Raw genomic sequence first — 13,423 nt, forward strand, 5'->3', positions numbered from 1 at the left:
AGGCATCCATGCTGATCCAATCCACGCCCCTCGACGGTGCCGCTCTGATCGACCTCAAGCGCCTGGAGGACGACCGCGGCTTCTTCGCCCGCTCCTTCTGCCGCCAGGAGTTCATCGACGCGGGCCTCGACCCGGTCGTCGAGCAGACGAACATCTCGTTCAACCACAAGGCCGGCACCCTGCGCGGGATGCACTTCCAGTTCTCCCCGCACCAGGAGACGAAGCTCATCCGCTGCCTGCGCGGCGCGATCTGGGACGTCATCGTCGACCTGCGCCCGGACTCCCCCACCTTCATGCAGCACTACGGCGTCGACCTCACCGAGGACAACATGACCTCGCTGCTGGTGCCGAAGGACTTCGGGCACGGCTACATCGCGCTCACCGACGGCGCCACCGTGCACTACCAGGTCAGCACCGCCTACACCCCGGGCGCCGAGGGCGGCCTGCGCTGGGACGACCCGGAGCTCGCGCTTCCGTGGCCGATCCAGCCGACGGTGATCTCGCCGAAGGACGCGGCCTGGCCGCTGCTCTCCGAGAAGCCGTGGGGTCAGCGATGATCATCACCGACACCGCCCTGCTGAAGCGCCAGGCCGAGGGCCGCCCCATCCGGGTCGGCATGGTCGGCGCCGGGTTCATGGGCCGCGGGCTCGCGAACCACATCGTCAACACCGTGCCCGGCATGCTGCTCGTCGCCGTGGCCAACCGGACGCTGGCCAACGCCGAGCGCGCCTACACCGAGGCCGGCGCCACCCCGGTCCGGGTCAGCACCGGCTCCGAGGTCGACGCCGCGATCGCGGCGGGCACCCCCGCCGTCCTCGAGGACGCGTTCGAGCTGCTCAAGGCCGAGCAGATCGACTGCATCGTCGACGTCACGGGCGCGGTCGAGTTCGGCGCGCGCGTCACGGTCACCGCCATCGAGCGCGGGCTGCCCGTCGTCACGATGAACGCCGAGCTCGACGGCACCGTCGGACCGCTGCTCGCCCAGCGCGCCCGCGAGGCGGGCGTCATCCTCACCGGCGTCGACGGCGACCAGCCCGGCGTGCAGGGCAACCTGATCCGGTTCGTGAAGAGCCTGGGCGTCACGCCGCTGGTCTCGGGCAACATCAAGGGCCTGCAGGACGAGTACCGCAACCCGACGACCCAGAAGGGCTTCGCCGAGAAGTGGGGCCAGGACCCGTACATGGTCACGAGCTTCGCCGACGGCACCAAGGTGTCGTTCGAGGAGGCCATCGTGGCCAACGCGCACGGGTTCACCGTGCCGAAGCGGGGCATGTTCGGGCGTGACCACCACGGCCACGTCGACGAGCTCACCGAGATGTACGACCTCGACCAGCTCCGCGAGCTCGGCGGGATCGTCGACTACGTGGTGGGTGCGCAGCCCGGGCCCGGCATCTACGTCCTGGGCACCCACGACGACCCCAAGCAGCGCCACTACCTCGAGCTCTACAAGCTCGGGAAGGGCCCGCTGTACTCGTTCTACACGCCGTACCACCTGTGCCACTTCGAGGTGCCGAACACGGTGGCGCGCGCGGTCGACTTCGCCGACGCCGCGCTCACGCCGCCCGGCGGCCCGCGCGTCGACGTCGTCGCGGGCGTGAAGCAGGACCTCAAGGCGGGTCACACCGTCGACGGGCTGGGCGGCTACGACACCTACGGGCTGGCCGAGTCGACGCCGGTCACGCGGGCCGAGGGCCTGCTGCCGATGGGCGTGGCCGAGGGCTGCGTGCTGCTGCGCGACGTCAAGAAGGACGAGGTGCTCACCTACGCCGACGTCACGCTGCCCCCGGGCCGCCTGATCGACGAGCTGCGGGCCGAGCAGGAGAAGCTCTTCCCGAACAGCGGCTGACGCCGCCCGTGCGCGGAGGAGGTGGCCCTGGCCGCATCCTCCGCGCACGAGGGGTCAGGCCGGCACCCGGCGGCGGACCGCACCCGACGCCGCCGCCACCACCGCCTCCAGGGGGCCGCGGCGGCCCGCGCGCCGGAACAGCCCGCCCACGACCAGCGCCACCACGGCCTGCAGGACCCACACCGCCGTCCCGAACGGGCCGAGCAGCCCACCGACGACGACGTGCGCGGTGTAGAGCGTCAGCGGGATCGCGCCCGGCCCGGCGAGGACGGCGCCCACCACCCGCGGGGCCAGCAGGCACAGGCCCAGCACCAGCAGCGCCGTGCCGGTGGTGTGGGCGAGGTCGAACGGCGTGCCGGAGTGGCGGGCGGCGGTCAGGAGCCACGCCCAGTCGTCGGACGGGGTGATCCCGGCGCGCTGCTCGCCGCTCGGGCCGCCCCCCAGCAGGGCCGACGAGCCGAGCGCCAGCACCGCGAGCGCCGCCCCGGTGCCGACGAGCCGCCGCGCCGTGCGCGCCGACGCGAGGTCCAGCCGCCCGACGCCGAGTCCCACCAGCAGGTAGGTGGTCCAGGTGAGCACCGGGTAGTAGCCGGTGAGCCCGAGCGTCACCAGCAGCTCGCCGGGCGGCATCGTGAACGACGGCTGCGGGCCGGGGCCGTCGGGCATCCCCGCGCGCAGCACGTGGCTCAGCACCGGGGACGCCACGCACCACACGGCCGCCGCCGCGAACAGCGCGGGCGCCGGGACGCGCAGCAGCGGCACGGCGACCAGGAACAGCAGCGCGTACTGGGCGAGGATCACCGCGGGCGGGGCGTCGAGGACGGTCTCCAGGCCGAGACCGAGCGCGCCGACGAGCAGCGCCCGCACCACCAGCGCCGCCCCGGCACCCTCGCCCCGGCGCGACCCCAGCGCGATCCCGACCCCGGCCAGCACCGCGAACAGCGCCGACGCCCGGCCCGCCACGAGGTCGCCCACGACCGTCGCCCGGCCGTCGGGTCCGGTGGTGGCGTGCAGGTGCGCGGCGGCCATGCCGAGCAGGGCGAGCCCGCGGGCGGCGTCGACGCCGGTGATCCTCATCCGTCCTCGCCGAGCGTGCGCAGGACGGTGTGCAGCAGGTCGTCGAGGGTGCGGAGCTGGCCGGGGTCGAGCCCGAGTCCGGCCTCGAACCGCCGCACCCCCGGCAGCGCGGCCGCCACCAGCTCCCGGCCGGCGTCGGTGATCGCGATCCCGCTGCGCCGCCCCCGTCCGCCCGGGCCGTCGCGCGACACGAGCCCGCGCTCCAGCAGCGGGACCAGCAGCTCCCCCAGGCTCTGCGGCCGCACGAGCACCCGCCGCGCGAGCTCGGCCTGGGTCAGCGCGGGTTCGTCGGCGAGGTGGGCGAGCACCCCGAACTGCGTCGGCGTGAGCCCGACCTGCGCGAACACCGCCGTGAACCCGCGCGCGACGACGTGCGAGGCCCGCACCAGCGTCCACGCGACGAACGACTCCTCCGACACCTCCGACACCTCCGACACCTCCGAAAAGTATCAGGTACCTTCTTAATGCAGGCACCTGATACCGGGAGGACCACGCGGTGCACGCCATGCCGCCGACCGGGGGCCGCGCGGCCGCCACCGCCGTACGCGACGCCGACCTGCTGGCCACCCACCTGCTCGACGTCCGCGCGGGCACCTCGACGATCCCGCTCGCCGTGCGGGCCTACGAGCAGCGGATGCCGTCCTACGCGGTGGGCGCGATCCGGGAGTCGCTCGCACCGCTGGCCTGGATACGGCGGCTGGCCGCCCCGCGGACCCGGCTGCCGGCCCGGGCCGGGCTCGCCGCACTGGCGGCGGTCCGGCGGTGGCGGCGGCCCTGATCGCGGGCGGCTCTTGACCTCGACCGCGGTTCAGGTCCGAGGCTGGTGCCATGCCCCTGGACCCCCTCGCCCGCCGCGTCGCCGCCGTGCTCGTCCTCGGCGGGTTCATGGTCGTGCTGGACACGACGGTCACCGTCGTGGCCCTGGCCGCGCTCGCCCGTGACCTCGACGCGTCGATCTCGGCGGTGCAGTGGGCCACCACCGCGTACACGCTCGCTCTGGTGGCGGTGATCCCGTTGGCCGCGTGGGCGACGGCCCGGCTCGGCTCCCGCGGCACCTACGTGCTGGCCGTCGTGGTCTTCACGCTGGGCTCGGTGCTGGCCGCAGCCGCAGGGGACGTCGGGACACTGGTCGCGGCACGCGTCGTGCAGGGTCTCGGCGGCGGGCTGATCAACCCGGTCGGCATGGCGATCGCGCTGCGCACCGTGGCGGCCGGGCAGCGGGGCCGGATGATGAGCCTGTTCGGGGTGCCGGTGCTGATCGCGCCGCTGGTCGGACCGGTGCTCGGCGGCTGGCTGATCGACACCCTGTCCTGGCGGTGGATCTTCCTGATCAACGTGCCGGTCGGGCTGGCCGTGATCGCCTGCCGGCGGTGGCTGGTCGCCGACGGGCAGGGCGCCGCGGCCCCGCTGGACGTCATCGGCCTGGCGCTGCTCGCCCCCGGCGCCGCGGCGCTCGCCTACGGCTTCACCGCGATCGGCGACGCCGGGCGGCTCACGGCGGGCGGGGCGGTGCCGGCGGCGGTCGGGGCGGTGATGGTCGCGGCGTTCGTCCCGTGGTCGCTGCGGCGCCGCAGGCCGCTGCTGCGGCTGCGGCTGCTCCGGGAGCGCGCGCTGGCGGCCGGGCTCGCGACCGTGGCCCCGTTCGGCGCCGCCTACTTCGGCGCGATGTTCGTGCTGCCGCTGTACTGGCAGGTCGTGCGCGGGGAGGGCGCGACGTTCGCCGGGGCCGTCGGCATCCCGCAGGTGCTCGCCACCGGCCTCACGATGCAGGTGGCGACGCGCCTGGTCGACCGGGTCCCGCCCCGGCGGATCGTCGTCGCCGGGGTCGCGACGGCCCTCACCGGGCAGCTGCTGGTGCTGGCCCAGCTCACGGCCACCGCGCCCGTGGCCGGGCTGATGGCGGCGGGGGCCGTCACCGGGGTGGGCGTCGGCGCCACCCTGATGCCCGCGATGACCGGCGCCACCCGCGATCTGCCCCACGACGACATCCCGGGCGGTTCCACGATCCTCGCCATCACCCAGCAGCTGGCGGTGGCGCTCGGCGTCGCGGCGGTGTCGGCGCTGCTCACGACCCTGGTGGCGACCCGGGCACCGGTGCTCGGCGCGGGCGGGCTCGGGGCGGCGACGGACCTCGACCCGGCCGCCCGGCTGGCGCTCGCCCCGGACCTGGCGGCGGCCCTGCAGCTCACGCTGGTGCTGCCGGTGGGGCTGACGGCGCTGTCGCTGGTCGTGGCCGTCACCGCGTTGCGGGCGGCCCCGCTGGTGGCCGCCCGCTGATCTCGGCCCCCAGCCCGCCGAGGATCTAGAACAGGATCGTGGAGAAGCTGGCGACCTGGGTGAACCCGATGCGGGCGTAGGAGGCGCGGGCGACGTGGTTGAACCCGTTGACGTACAGGCTCGACACCCGGTCCATCCCGGCGAGCCGCTCCACCACGGCGGCGGTGCCCGCCGTGCCGAGGCCCCGCCCGCGGCAGGCGGGGTGCACCCAGACGCCCTGGATCTGCCCGACCCGGCTCGACAGCGCCCCGATCTCGGCCTTGAACACCACCTGGTCGCCCTCGAAGCGGGCGAACGCGCGGCCCGCCGCCACCAGTTCCGCGACGCGGGCGCGGTAGCCGGCGCCGCCGTCGCCCGCGCGGGGGTCGACGCCGACCTCCTCGGTGAACATCGCGATCGCGGCCGGGAGGTAGCGGTCGAGCTCGTCGGGGCGGACCGGGCGCACCGCCGGGTCGGGGGTGACGGCGGGCAGGCCCGGCAGCACCATCAGCGGCTGGTCGGCGCGGACCTCGCGGGCGGGCGCCCAGTGCGGGGCCAGCTCCTCCCACAGCGGCAGGACCAGCTCGGCGCGTCCGACGATCGAGGAGCAGGAGCGGCCGTGGCGACGGGCCCGCTCGGCGAAGCTGCGGATCGCGGAGCGCTCGCCGCGCAGCGGGACGAGGTTGGCCCCGGAGAAGCACAGCCCGTCGTGGCGCGAGCCGGACGCCCACACCTCGCCGCCGAGCCGCCACGGATCCAGACCGGCGATCTCGACGCGCGCCGCAACCATGCACGACGCCACCGGATCCGCGTCGAGCGCGGCGCGGACGACCGGACGGTCCCGGTCGTCGAGAAGCCGGGCACCGGCGACTCTGAGCACCTGCCTACGGTGCCACACCTGCGCCCCGATGCCCACGGCGGATCAGCCCACCGACACCTGCGGCTCGCCGGACGCCTCCATCGTCTCGGCCAGCTTCATGGCCTCCTCGATGAGCGTCTCGACGATCGCGTGCTCGGGGACGGTCTTGATGACCTCGCCCTTGACGAAGATCTGGCCCTTGCCGTTGCCCGACGCGACACCCAGATCGGCCTCGCGGGCCTCCCCCGGCCCGTTGACGACGCAGCCCATGACGGCGACGCGCAGCGGCACCTCCATGCCCGTCAGCCCGGCGGTGACCTCGTCGGCGAGCTTGTAGACGTCGACCTGGGCGCGCCCGCAGGACGGGCAGGACACGATCTCCAGCTTGCGGGGCCGCAGGTTGAGCGACTGCAGGATCTGCGCCCCGACCTTGATCTCCTCGACGGGCGGGGCCGAGAGCGAGACGCGGATCGTGTCGCCGATCCCCTGGCGCAGCAGCGCCCCGAACGCGACGGCGGACTTGATCGTGCCCTGGAACGCCGGCCCGGCCTCGGTCACGCCGAGGTGCAGCGGGTAGTCGCACTGCTCGGCGAGGAGCTCGTAGGCGCGGATCATCACGACGGGGTCGTTGTGCTTGACCGAGATCTTGATGTCGTGGAAGTCGTGCTCGGCGAACAGGCTCGCCTCCCACATCGCCGACTCGGCCAGCGCCTCGGGCGTGGCCTTGCCGTACTTCTCCATCAGCCGCTTGTCCAGCGAGCCCGCGTTGACGCCGATCCGGATCGGGGTGCCGCGGTCCTTCGCGGCGCGCGCGATCTCCTTGACCTGGTCGTCGAACTTGCGGATGTTGCCCGGGTTGACGCGCACCGCGGCGCAGCCGGCGTCGATCGCGGCGAAGACGTACTTGGGCTGGAAGTGGATGTCGGCGATCACCGGGATCTGCGACTTCGCCGCGATCGCGGGCAGCGCGTCGGCGTCGTCCTGGCTCGGGCAGGCGACGCGCACGATGTCGCAGCCGGCCGCGGTGAGCTCGGCGATCTGCTGCAGCGTCGCGTTGACGTCGGAGGTCAGGGTGGTGGTCATCGACTGCACCGAGATCGGGTGGTCGGAACCGACGCCGACCGTCCCCACCTGCAGCTGACGGGTCTTCCGGCGGTCGGAGAGGGTCGGTGCAGGAGGAACGGGCATGCCCAGGGAGACGCTCACGACCCCGAGTATCCCCCGTGGCGCCGACCGCCGCCGCTCACCGTGTCGGGAAGCACCACCTTTGCTCTGCTTACCCGTACGCACCGCCGGCCGATGCGTACGGGTAAGCAGAGCACAGGAGGCATCAGGTGCGGCCCTGGCGCTCCTGCGCGCTCTGCAGGGTCGACGAGTGCGGCAGCCAGGTGGCCAGCTCCACCGGCCAGCCGTCGGCCTCCAGCACCGCGACGACGGCCGGGTCGTCGTCGAGGACCGACACGATCTCCCGGCTCGCCGAGAGCCCCCGCAGCACCTCGCGCTTCATCCAGCGCGCGGGGCGGGAGTCGTGGTCGTCGCGCATGATCAGCGGGCCCGTCGGGAGGTCGTGCCTGGCGAGCCAGCGCTCGGTGAGCCGCCGCGTGCGCTCCGGGCGGCCCGTCAGGTACAGCACGTCGTGGTCGGCGAGCGCGGCGCGGAGCCGGTCGGCCCCCTCCACCAGCAAGGGGTCGCGGTCCGCGGCCTGGAAGAAGCGCTCCCAGCGCTGCGGCCGGGCGCGCAGGTGGTGCAGCCGGTGGGTGACGTCGGCCAGAACGCCGTCGACGTCGAACACCGCCAGCGGGCGGGCGTCCCCGGAGGGGGCGAGGCTCACTGGAACAGCCGCACGGGGTTGATCACGTCGGCCACCAGCAGCAGCCCGCTCCACACGATGAACACCATCGCGACCACGTAGGCCACCGGCATGAGCTTGGCGACGTCGACCGGCCCGGGGTCGGGCTTGCCGCGCACCTTCCAGATCCGCTTCTTCACGGCCTCCCAGACCGCGGGGAAGATCTGCCCACCGTCGAGCGGCGGGATCGGCAGCAGGTTGAACAGGAACAGCGAGATGTTGACGGCCGCGAGCAGGTTGAGCAGCAGCGACGCCTCGGCGGCCAGCGGGATCTCCTGGGCCAGGACCTCCCCGCCGATCCGCGAGACCCCGACGATCCCGATGGGCCCGTTGACGTCGCGCTCCTCGCCGAGGAACACCGACCCGAACAGGCTCGGGACCCGCGACGGCAGCTCGGCGATCGCCTGCCCGGTGCGCCCGACGACGTCGCCGATCTCGACGAACACCGCGCCGACGCCGAGCCGCTCGTAGTCCGAGACCAGCCCGATGCCCAGGAAGCTGCCCTGCACGAGCTGCTCGGGGTCGTCGGCCGAGGCGACGAGGTTGGTGATCGGGCTGGCGGCGAGGTCGAGCTGCTGGCCGTCGCGCAGGACGGTGACCGTGATCGGGCCGACGGACTGCTGGATCGCGGCGCGCAGCTCGTCGCCGTCGAACCGCTCGAAGGGCTGCCCGTTCAACGCGACGATCTCGTCGCCCGCCCGGAACCCGGCGACCGCGGCCGGGGTGGGCGGGGCGCCGACGGGGCAGGTCTGGGTCGTGGAGTCGGCGGGCAGCACGCACTCGCTGACCGCGCTGACGGTGGTGGTGCCGTTGAACTGGCCGATGCCCATCAGCAGCACCGCGAACAGCAGGATCGCCAGGATCAGGTTCATGATCGGCCCCGCGGCCATCACGACGATCCGCTTCCAGGGCTTGCGCAGGTAGAACTGCCGGTGCGCGTCCTCGGGCCGCACGTCCATCGCCGACTGCCTGCGGACGTCGTCGATGAGGCCCTGGAACGGGCCGGTGCGGCGGCTGCTGCCCAGCAGCTCCCCGCGGGCGGGCGGGATCATGCCGATCATGCGGACGTAGCCGCCGAGCGGGATGGCCTTGAGGCCGTACTCGGTCTCGCCGCGCTTGACGGAGTAGACCGTCTTCCCGAACCCGACCATGAACTCCGGCACCTTGATGCCGAACCAGCGGGCGGTGACGAAGTGGCCCAGCTCGTGCCAGGCCACCGAGAACAGGATCCCGACGAAGAAGATCAGGATGCCGAGCACGAACATCATCGGGCCACTCCCGTGGCTTCGCGGGCGTGCGCCCGGGCCCAGTCCTCCGCCGCCAGCACGTCGTCCACGCTAGCGGGGTCGCCCGTCCAGCCGTCGGCGGCGTCGAGCACGCGGTCGAGCAGGTCGGTGATGCCGGTGAACGGCAGCGCGCCCGCGACGAACGCCGCCACCGCCTCCTCGTTGGCCGCGTTGAGGACCGCGGGCAGGCAGCCCCCGGTCTCCCCCGCGCGCCGGGCGAGCCGCACGCCGGTGAACGCGTCCTCGTCGAGCGGCTCGAACTCCCAGGTCTGCGGCGCCGCCCAGGTGCACGGGCGCGCCGCCCCGGCGAGGCGCTCCGGCCAGCCCAGGGCCAGCGCGATCGGCAGCGTCATGTCCGGCGGGCTGGCCTGCGCCAGGGTGGAGCCGTCGAGGAAGGTGACCATCGAGTGCACGATCGACTGCGGGTGCACCACGACGTCGATCCGGTCGTAGGGCACGTCGAACAGCAGGTGCGCCTCGATCACCTCGAGCCCCTTGTTGATCAGGGTGGCGGAGTTGATGGTGATCACCGGGCCCATCGCCCAGGTCGGGTGGGCCAGCGCCTCCTCGACGGTGACGCCGGCCAGCTCGTCGCGGGTCCGGCCGCGGAACGGGCCGCCGGACGCGGTGAGCACGAGCGTCGCGACCTCCTCGGCCCGCCCGCCGCGCAGGCACTGCGCCAGCGCGGAGTGCTCGGAGTCGACGGGCACGATCTGCCCCGGCGCGGCCGCCCCCGTGACCAGCCGGCCGCCGGACACCAGCGACTCCTTGTTCGCGAGCGCGAGCGTGGCCCCCGACCGCAGCGCGGCCAGCGTCGGGCCCAGGCCCACCGAGCCGGTGATGCCGTTGAGGACGACGTCGGCGCCCGCGTCGCGCGTCAGCTCGGTGGCGGCGGCGGGCCCGGACAGCACCTCGACGCCCCGCATCCCGGCCGACGGCAGGGCCCGGCGCAGCGTCTGCGCCGCCGCGGGATCGGCGACGGCGACCCGGCGCACGTCGAAGCGGCGGACCTGCTGCATCAGCAGCGCGACGTCGCTCCCGCCCGCGGCGAGACCGGCGACGGTGAAGCGGTCGGGGTGGGCGTCGAGCAGGTCGAGCGCCTGCGTGCCCACGGAGCCGGTGGAGCCCAGCACGAGCACGGATCGGGTGTTCATCACCGACCATCATCCTCGCGCGGGTGTTGTGACACCATGTGGCCCATGGCGAGTGAGTCCCGTGAGCTGGCGCAGCGATCCGCGGTGGATCCCGAGGAGGAGCCGTCGGCCGAGTGGGGGTGGCACGGCGGCTTCCCGAAGGGGTCGCTGATCGCCGGCTGGGTCGTCACTGTGCTCATGTTCGTCCTGCTCATCGGCAACCACACCGGTCGCACCGAGGACATCTGGCTGATCGGCACGGGCGTCCTCATGGCCGCCGCGCTCGTCTGGCAGACGCTGCGCAAGCGCAACGCCTGGCGCAGGTAGGTGGCGGACGCGGTCGAGCTCACCGTCGGTGACCGCACCGTACGGCTGAGCAACCCCGACCGCGTCTACTTCCCGGCCCGCGGGGAGACCAAGCTCGACCTGGCGCGGTACTACCTGGCCGTCTCCGACGGCATCGTGCGCGCGCTGCGCGACCGCCCCTGCATGCTGCACCGCTTCCCCACCGGCGTCACCGGGGAGAAGGTGCACCAGAAGCGGCTGCCGCGCGGGGCGCCCGACTGGGTCGAGACCGTGCGCGTGACGTTCCCGCGCTGGAACCGCACCGCCGACGAGCTGTGCGTGCAGCACCCGGCCGACGTCGTGTGGGCGGTGCAGATGTCGACGGTGGAGTTCCACCCGTGGAACTCCCGGCGCGACCACGTCGAGCAGCCCGACGAGTGGCGCATCGACCTCGACCCGATGCCCGAGGCCTCCTACGACGACGTCCGGCGCGTGGCGCACGTCGTCCACGAGGTGCTCGACGAGCTGGGCGCGGTCGGCTTCCCGAAGACCTCCGGCGGCTCGGGGATGCACGTGTACGTGCGGGTCCCGCCCGAGCACGGGTTCGCCGACGTCCGGCGCTCGGCGCACGCGTTCGCCCGCGAGGTCGGTCGCCGCTGCTCGCTCGTGGACCTCACCTGGTGGCGCAAGGACCGTGACCCCGCGTCGGTGTTCGTCGACTACAACCAGAACGCCCGCGACCACACGATCCGCAGCGCCTACTCGGTGCGCGGCGTGCCCGAGGCCGTCGTCTCGACCCCGATCCGCTGGGACGAGATCGACGACGCCGACCCGCGCGACTTCACCATCGCCACCGTGCCCGCCCGGTTCGCCGAGCTCGGCGACCTGCACGCCGGCATCGACGACGCCCCGTTCTCCCTGACCCCGCTGCTGGAGTGGGCCGACCGCGACGGGACCGAGGTCCCGGACCTCGACTGACGCGTGCGCGGGCGGTGGCCGGCGCTCACGAGGTCAGCGGGACCAGCGCCTCCCGGATCCGCTCGGGGTCCGCGCCGGTGCAGGCCCGCAGGAACAGCCCGTCGAGCACCGCGGAGAACGCGGCGGCCCGCTCCGGGGCGAACCGGGCCGCGAGGGCGTCCAGCGCCTCCCACCACCGGTCCAGCTCCGGGCGCAGCTGCGGGCGGCGGGCCGCCAGCAGGTAGAGCTCGTACTCGGCGAGGCCCGCGTCCCCCGCGGAGCTGCCGGCCACCAGCGCGACGAGCGCGTCGAGGTCGGCGGGCAGCTCGCGCAGCGCCGCCACCCACCGGTCGTTGACGTCGACGAGGGCGGCGACCAGCAGGTCGTCGACGGTCGGGAAGTAGTACAGGACCGCGCTCGCCGCCACCCCGGCCTCCGCGGCGACGGCGCGCTGGGTCACCGCCGTGAGGCCGCCGCGGCCGACCAGCCGCAGGGTGGCGTCGAGCAGCAGCCGGCGGCGGCGCTCCCCCTTCACCAGCCGGCCGTCAGGCATGCGCGCCGCCCAGCTCCAGCGCCAGCACCCCGCCGATCACCAGCCCGATGCCGCCCACCTGGATCCAGGTCAGCCCCTCCCCCAGGAACGCCGCCCCGATCAGCGCGATCAGCGCGACCCCGGCCGCCGCCCACACCCCGTACGCGACCCCGAGCGCCATGCCCTTCGCCAGCGCCTGGGACAGCGCGTAGAACGCCGTGCCGTAGCCGAGCACCACCACCACCGACGGCACGAGCCGGGTGAACCCCTCGGAGAGCCGCAGGGCCACCGTGCCCGTCACCTCGGCCGCGATCGCGCCGGCCAGCCAGAACCACATCGTCGCACCTCCGGGACAGAAACCTGAGCATCTGCTCCAGATTCTAGCGGGCTCAGGCCAGGGTGCGCACCGACTCGTCCCAGAGCCGGGCCGCCGCCTCCGGGTCGAGGGCGTGTGCGGCGACCCCGGTGCGGGACCCGGGGCGCGTGGGGCCGGCCTCCGCGCAGTCCTCGAAGTAGCGGCCGCCGATCCCGGCCACCACCGGTGACGCCGCGAGCAGCACCGAGGTGGCCGCGCCCTGGGCCGGGGTCTTCCAGCGCACCGGACCCGACATCCGCCCCAGTTCGGGGCCGACGAGGTGGCGCTGCAGCCGGGTGCGGATGCCGCCGGGCATCACCGCGTTGGCGACGATGCCGTCCCCGGCCCAGCGACGGGTGGCCTCCACCGCGAAGAGCACGTTCGCCGTCTTCGACTGCGCGTACGCGGCCGACGGCACGTACGGCCTGGTCAGGTAGTGCACGTCGTCGAACACGACCGGCGAGCGCAGGTGCGCGCTCGAGCTGACCGACACGATCCGCGCGTCCCCGGCCGCGGCGAGCGCGAGGTGCAGTCCGGTGGCCAGCGCGAAGTGGCCGAGGTGGTTGGTCGCGAACTGCAGCTCCCACCCCTCGCGGGTGCGCAGCTCGGGGGTGGCCATGATGCCGGCGTTGGCGACCAGCACGTGCAGCGGGCCGTCCCAGGTGCGGACGAAGGACTGGATCGAGTCCTGGTCGGTGAGGTCCAGGGGCGCGACGAGGACGTGGTCGTTGCCGGTCGACGCGACGATGTCGGCGGCGGCGCGCACGCCCGCGTCGACGTCCCGCACGGCGAGGGTGACGTCGGCGTTCGCGGCCGCGAGCGCGCGGGCCGTCTCGGTCCCGATGCCGGAGGAGGCGCCGGTGACGATCGCGCGGCGACCGGTGAGGTCGACGTCGGCGACGACGTCGAGGGCGGTGGAGGTGGCGGTGAAGGGGGTGGTGACCCGGGATGCGGTGGTCATGTGCCGTCCTCTCGTAGCCGGTAGGCT

General features: G+C 74.1%; 16 protein-coding genes. 6 read left to right on the forward strand and 10 right to left on the reverse strand.

Annotation, left to right across the window (positions count from 1 at the left end; translation table 11 throughout):
- Positions 1 to 8 precede the first annotated feature (8 nt).
- Positions 9 to 557: a dTDP-4-dehydrorhamnose 3,5-epimerase gene (rfbC, locus tag H6H00_RS30905; protein WP_185719134.1), complete on the forward strand. Its 549-nt coding sequence runs from the start codon at positions 9 to 11 to the stop codon at positions 555 to 557.
- Positions 554 to 1,846 carry an NAD(P)H-dependent oxidoreductase gene (locus tag H6H00_RS30910; protein ID WP_185719135.1) on the forward strand — a complete coding sequence of 431 codons (1,293 nt, stop codon included), beginning with the start codon at positions 554 to 556 and terminating at the stop codon, positions 1,844 to 1,846. The genes rfbC and H6H00_RS30910 overlap by 4 nt, the downstream gene beginning before the upstream one ends.
- A gap of 54 nt (positions 1,847 to 1,900) precedes the next feature.
- Here the strand turns inward: H6H00_RS30910 and H6H00_RS30915 are convergent, their stop codons facing one another.
- Together H6H00_RS30915 and H6H00_RS30920 are read right to left on the reverse strand one after the other, a co-directional pair.
- Positions 1,901 to 2,923: a heparan-alpha-glucosaminide N-acetyltransferase domain-containing protein gene (locus tag H6H00_RS30915; RefSeq protein WP_185719136.1), complete on the reverse strand. Its 1,023-nt coding sequence runs from the start codon at positions 2,921 to 2,923 to the stop codon at positions 1,901 to 1,903.
- Complete coding sequence (locus H6H00_RS30920; RefSeq protein WP_185719137.1) at positions 2,920 to 3,360, reverse strand: MarR family winged helix-turn-helix transcriptional regulator; 441 nt, start codon at positions 3,358 to 3,360, stop codon at positions 2,920 to 2,922. Before H6H00_RS30920 ends, H6H00_RS30915 begins: the two co-directional genes overlap by 4 nt.
- A 68-nt stretch (positions 3,361 to 3,428) precedes the next feature.
- Between H6H00_RS30920 and H6H00_RS30925 the strand changes: the two genes are divergently transcribed.
- Positions 3,429 to 3,701 carry an FAD-dependent monooxygenase family protein gene (locus tag H6H00_RS30925; protein ID WP_185719138.1) on the forward strand — a complete coding sequence of 91 codons (273 nt, stop codon included), beginning with the start codon at positions 3,429 to 3,431 and terminating at the stop codon, positions 3,699 to 3,701.
- 50 nt (positions 3,702 to 3,751) lie between these two features.
- Positions 3,752 to 5,200 carry a DHA2 family efflux MFS transporter permease subunit gene (locus H6H00_RS30930; RefSeq protein ID WP_185719139.1) on the forward strand — a complete coding sequence of 483 codons (1,449 nt, stop codon included), beginning with the start codon at positions 3,752 to 3,754 and terminating at the stop codon, positions 5,198 to 5,200.
- 25 nt (positions 5,201 to 5,225) lie between these two features.
- Here H6H00_RS30930 and H6H00_RS30935 read toward each other — a convergent pair whose 3' ends face one another.
- From H6H00_RS30935 to dxr, 5 genes are all read right to left on the reverse strand, one after another.
- Positions 5,226 to 6,059: a GNAT family N-acetyltransferase gene (locus H6H00_RS30935; RefSeq protein WP_185719140.1), complete on the reverse strand. Its 834-nt coding sequence runs from the start codon at positions 6,057 to 6,059 to the stop codon at positions 5,226 to 5,228.
- 42 nt (positions 6,060 to 6,101) lie between these two features.
- The gene (gene ispG, locus H6H00_RS30940) at positions 6,102 to 7,244 is read right to left on the reverse strand and encodes a flavodoxin-dependent (E)-4-hydroxy-3-methylbut-2-enyl-diphosphate synthase (RefSeq protein WP_185719141.1); all 1,143 of its coding nucleotides are present in this window, start codon (positions 7,242 to 7,244) and stop codon (positions 6,102 to 6,104) included.
- A gap of 124 nt (positions 7,245 to 7,368) precedes the next feature.
- Positions 7,369 to 7,869, reverse strand: coding sequence for a phosphatase domain-containing protein (locus H6H00_RS30945; RefSeq protein WP_185719142.1), 501 nt, complete (start codon positions 7,867 to 7,869; stop codon positions 7,369 to 7,371).
- The gene (locus H6H00_RS30950) at positions 7,866 to 9,155 is read right to left on the reverse strand and encodes a M50 family metallopeptidase (RefSeq protein ID WP_185719143.1); all 1,290 of its coding nucleotides are present in this window, start codon (positions 9,153 to 9,155) and stop codon (positions 7,866 to 7,868) included. The genes H6H00_RS30945 and H6H00_RS30950 overlap by 4 nt, the downstream gene beginning before the upstream one ends.
- Entirely contained in the window at positions 9,152 to 10,327 is a 1,176-nt protein-coding gene (dxr, locus tag H6H00_RS30955; RefSeq protein WP_185719144.1) for a 1-deoxy-D-xylulose-5-phosphate reductoisomerase, read from the reverse strand. The genes H6H00_RS30950 and dxr overlap by 4 nt, the downstream gene beginning before the upstream one ends.
- 45 nt (positions 10,328 to 10,372) lie before the next feature.
- Here dxr and H6H00_RS30960 point away from each other — a divergent pair, with 45 nt between their 5' ends.
- Both H6H00_RS30960 and H6H00_RS30965 read left to right on the forward strand, forming a co-directional pair.
- The gene (locus H6H00_RS30960) at positions 10,373 to 10,633 is read left to right on the forward strand and encodes a DUF2631 domain-containing protein (protein ID WP_185719145.1); all 261 of its coding nucleotides are present in this window, start codon (positions 10,373 to 10,375) and stop codon (positions 10,631 to 10,633) included.
- On the forward strand, positions 10,634 to 11,569 hold the full coding sequence (locus H6H00_RS30965) for a DNA polymerase domain-containing protein (RefSeq protein ID WP_185719146.1): 936 nt from the start codon (positions 10,634 to 10,636) through the stop codon (positions 11,567 to 11,569).
- A 25-nt stretch (positions 11,570 to 11,594) separates the two neighbouring features.
- Here the strand turns inward: H6H00_RS30965 and H6H00_RS30970 are convergent, their stop codons facing one another.
- The 3 genes from H6H00_RS30970 to H6H00_RS30980 are packed head-to-tail and all read right to left on the reverse strand — an operon-like array spanning position 11,595 to position 13,396.
- On the reverse strand, positions 11,595 to 12,101 hold the full coding sequence (locus H6H00_RS30970) for a TetR/AcrR family transcriptional regulator (RefSeq protein ID WP_185719147.1): 507 nt from the start codon (positions 12,099 to 12,101) through the stop codon (positions 11,595 to 11,597).
- The gene (locus tag H6H00_RS30975) at positions 12,094 to 12,417 is read right to left on the reverse strand and encodes a DMT family transporter (protein WP_185719148.1); all 324 of its coding nucleotides are present in this window, start codon (positions 12,415 to 12,417) and stop codon (positions 12,094 to 12,096) included. Before H6H00_RS30975 ends, H6H00_RS30970 begins: the two co-directional genes overlap by 8 nt.
- A 52-nt stretch (positions 12,418 to 12,469) precedes the next feature.
- Positions 12,470 to 13,396 carry an SDR family NAD(P)-dependent oxidoreductase gene (locus H6H00_RS30980; protein ID WP_185719149.1) on the reverse strand — a complete coding sequence of 309 codons (927 nt, stop codon included), beginning with the start codon at positions 13,394 to 13,396 and terminating at the stop codon, positions 12,470 to 12,472.
- Positions 13,397 to 13,423: the final 27 nt, after the last annotated feature.

Origin of the sequence: Pseudonocardia petroleophila (assembly GCF_014235185.1) — a bacterium.
GTDB classification, from domain to species: Bacteria; Actinomycetota; Actinomycetes; order Mycobacteriales; family Pseudonocardiaceae; genus Pseudonocardia; species Pseudonocardia petroleophila.

Excerpts from the sequence above, each read along its gene's own strand:
- H6H00_RS30930 (WP_185719139.1), top strand. The coding sequence starts at position 3,752 with ATGCCCCTGGACCCCCTCGCCCGCCGCGTCGCCGCCGTGCTCGTCCTC.
- H6H00_RS30975 (WP_185719148.1), bottom strand. The coding sequence starts at position 12,417 with ATGTGGTTCTGGCTGGCCGGCGCGATCGCGGCCGAGGTGACGGGCACG.
- H6H00_RS30960 (WP_185719145.1), top strand. The coding sequence starts at position 10,373 with ATGGCGAGTGAGTCCCGTGAGCTGGCGCAGCGATCCGCGGTGGATCCC.
- H6H00_RS30910 (WP_185719135.1), top strand. The coding sequence starts at position 554 with ATGATCATCACCGACACCGCCCTGCTGAAGCGCCAGGCCGAGGGCCGC.
- H6H00_RS30950 (WP_185719143.1), bottom strand. The coding sequence starts at position 9,155 with ATGATGTTCGTGCTCGGCATCCTGATCTTCTTCGTCGGGATCCTGTTC.
- rfbC (WP_185719134.1), top strand. The coding sequence starts at position 9 with ATGCTGATCCAATCCACGCCCCTCGACGGTGCCGCTCTGATCGACCTC.
- H6H00_RS30915 (WP_185719136.1), bottom strand. The coding sequence starts at position 2,923 with ATGAGGATCACCGGCGTCGACGCCGCCCGCGGGCTCGCCCTGCTCGGC.
- H6H00_RS30925 (WP_185719138.1), top strand. The coding sequence starts at position 3,429 with ATGCCGCCGACCGGGGGCCGCGCGGCCGCCACCGCCGTACGCGACGCC.
- H6H00_RS30970 (WP_185719147.1), bottom strand. The coding sequence starts at position 12,101 with ATGCCTGACGGCCGGCTGGTGAAGGGGGAGCGCCGCCGCCGGCTGCTG.
- dxr (WP_185719144.1), bottom strand. The coding sequence starts at position 10,327 with ATGAACACCCGATCCGTGCTCGTGCTGGGCTCCACCGGCTCCGTGGGC.
- H6H00_RS30980 (WP_185719149.1), bottom strand. The coding sequence starts at position 13,396 with ATGACCACCGCATCCCGGGTCACCACCCCCTTCACCGCCACCTCCACC.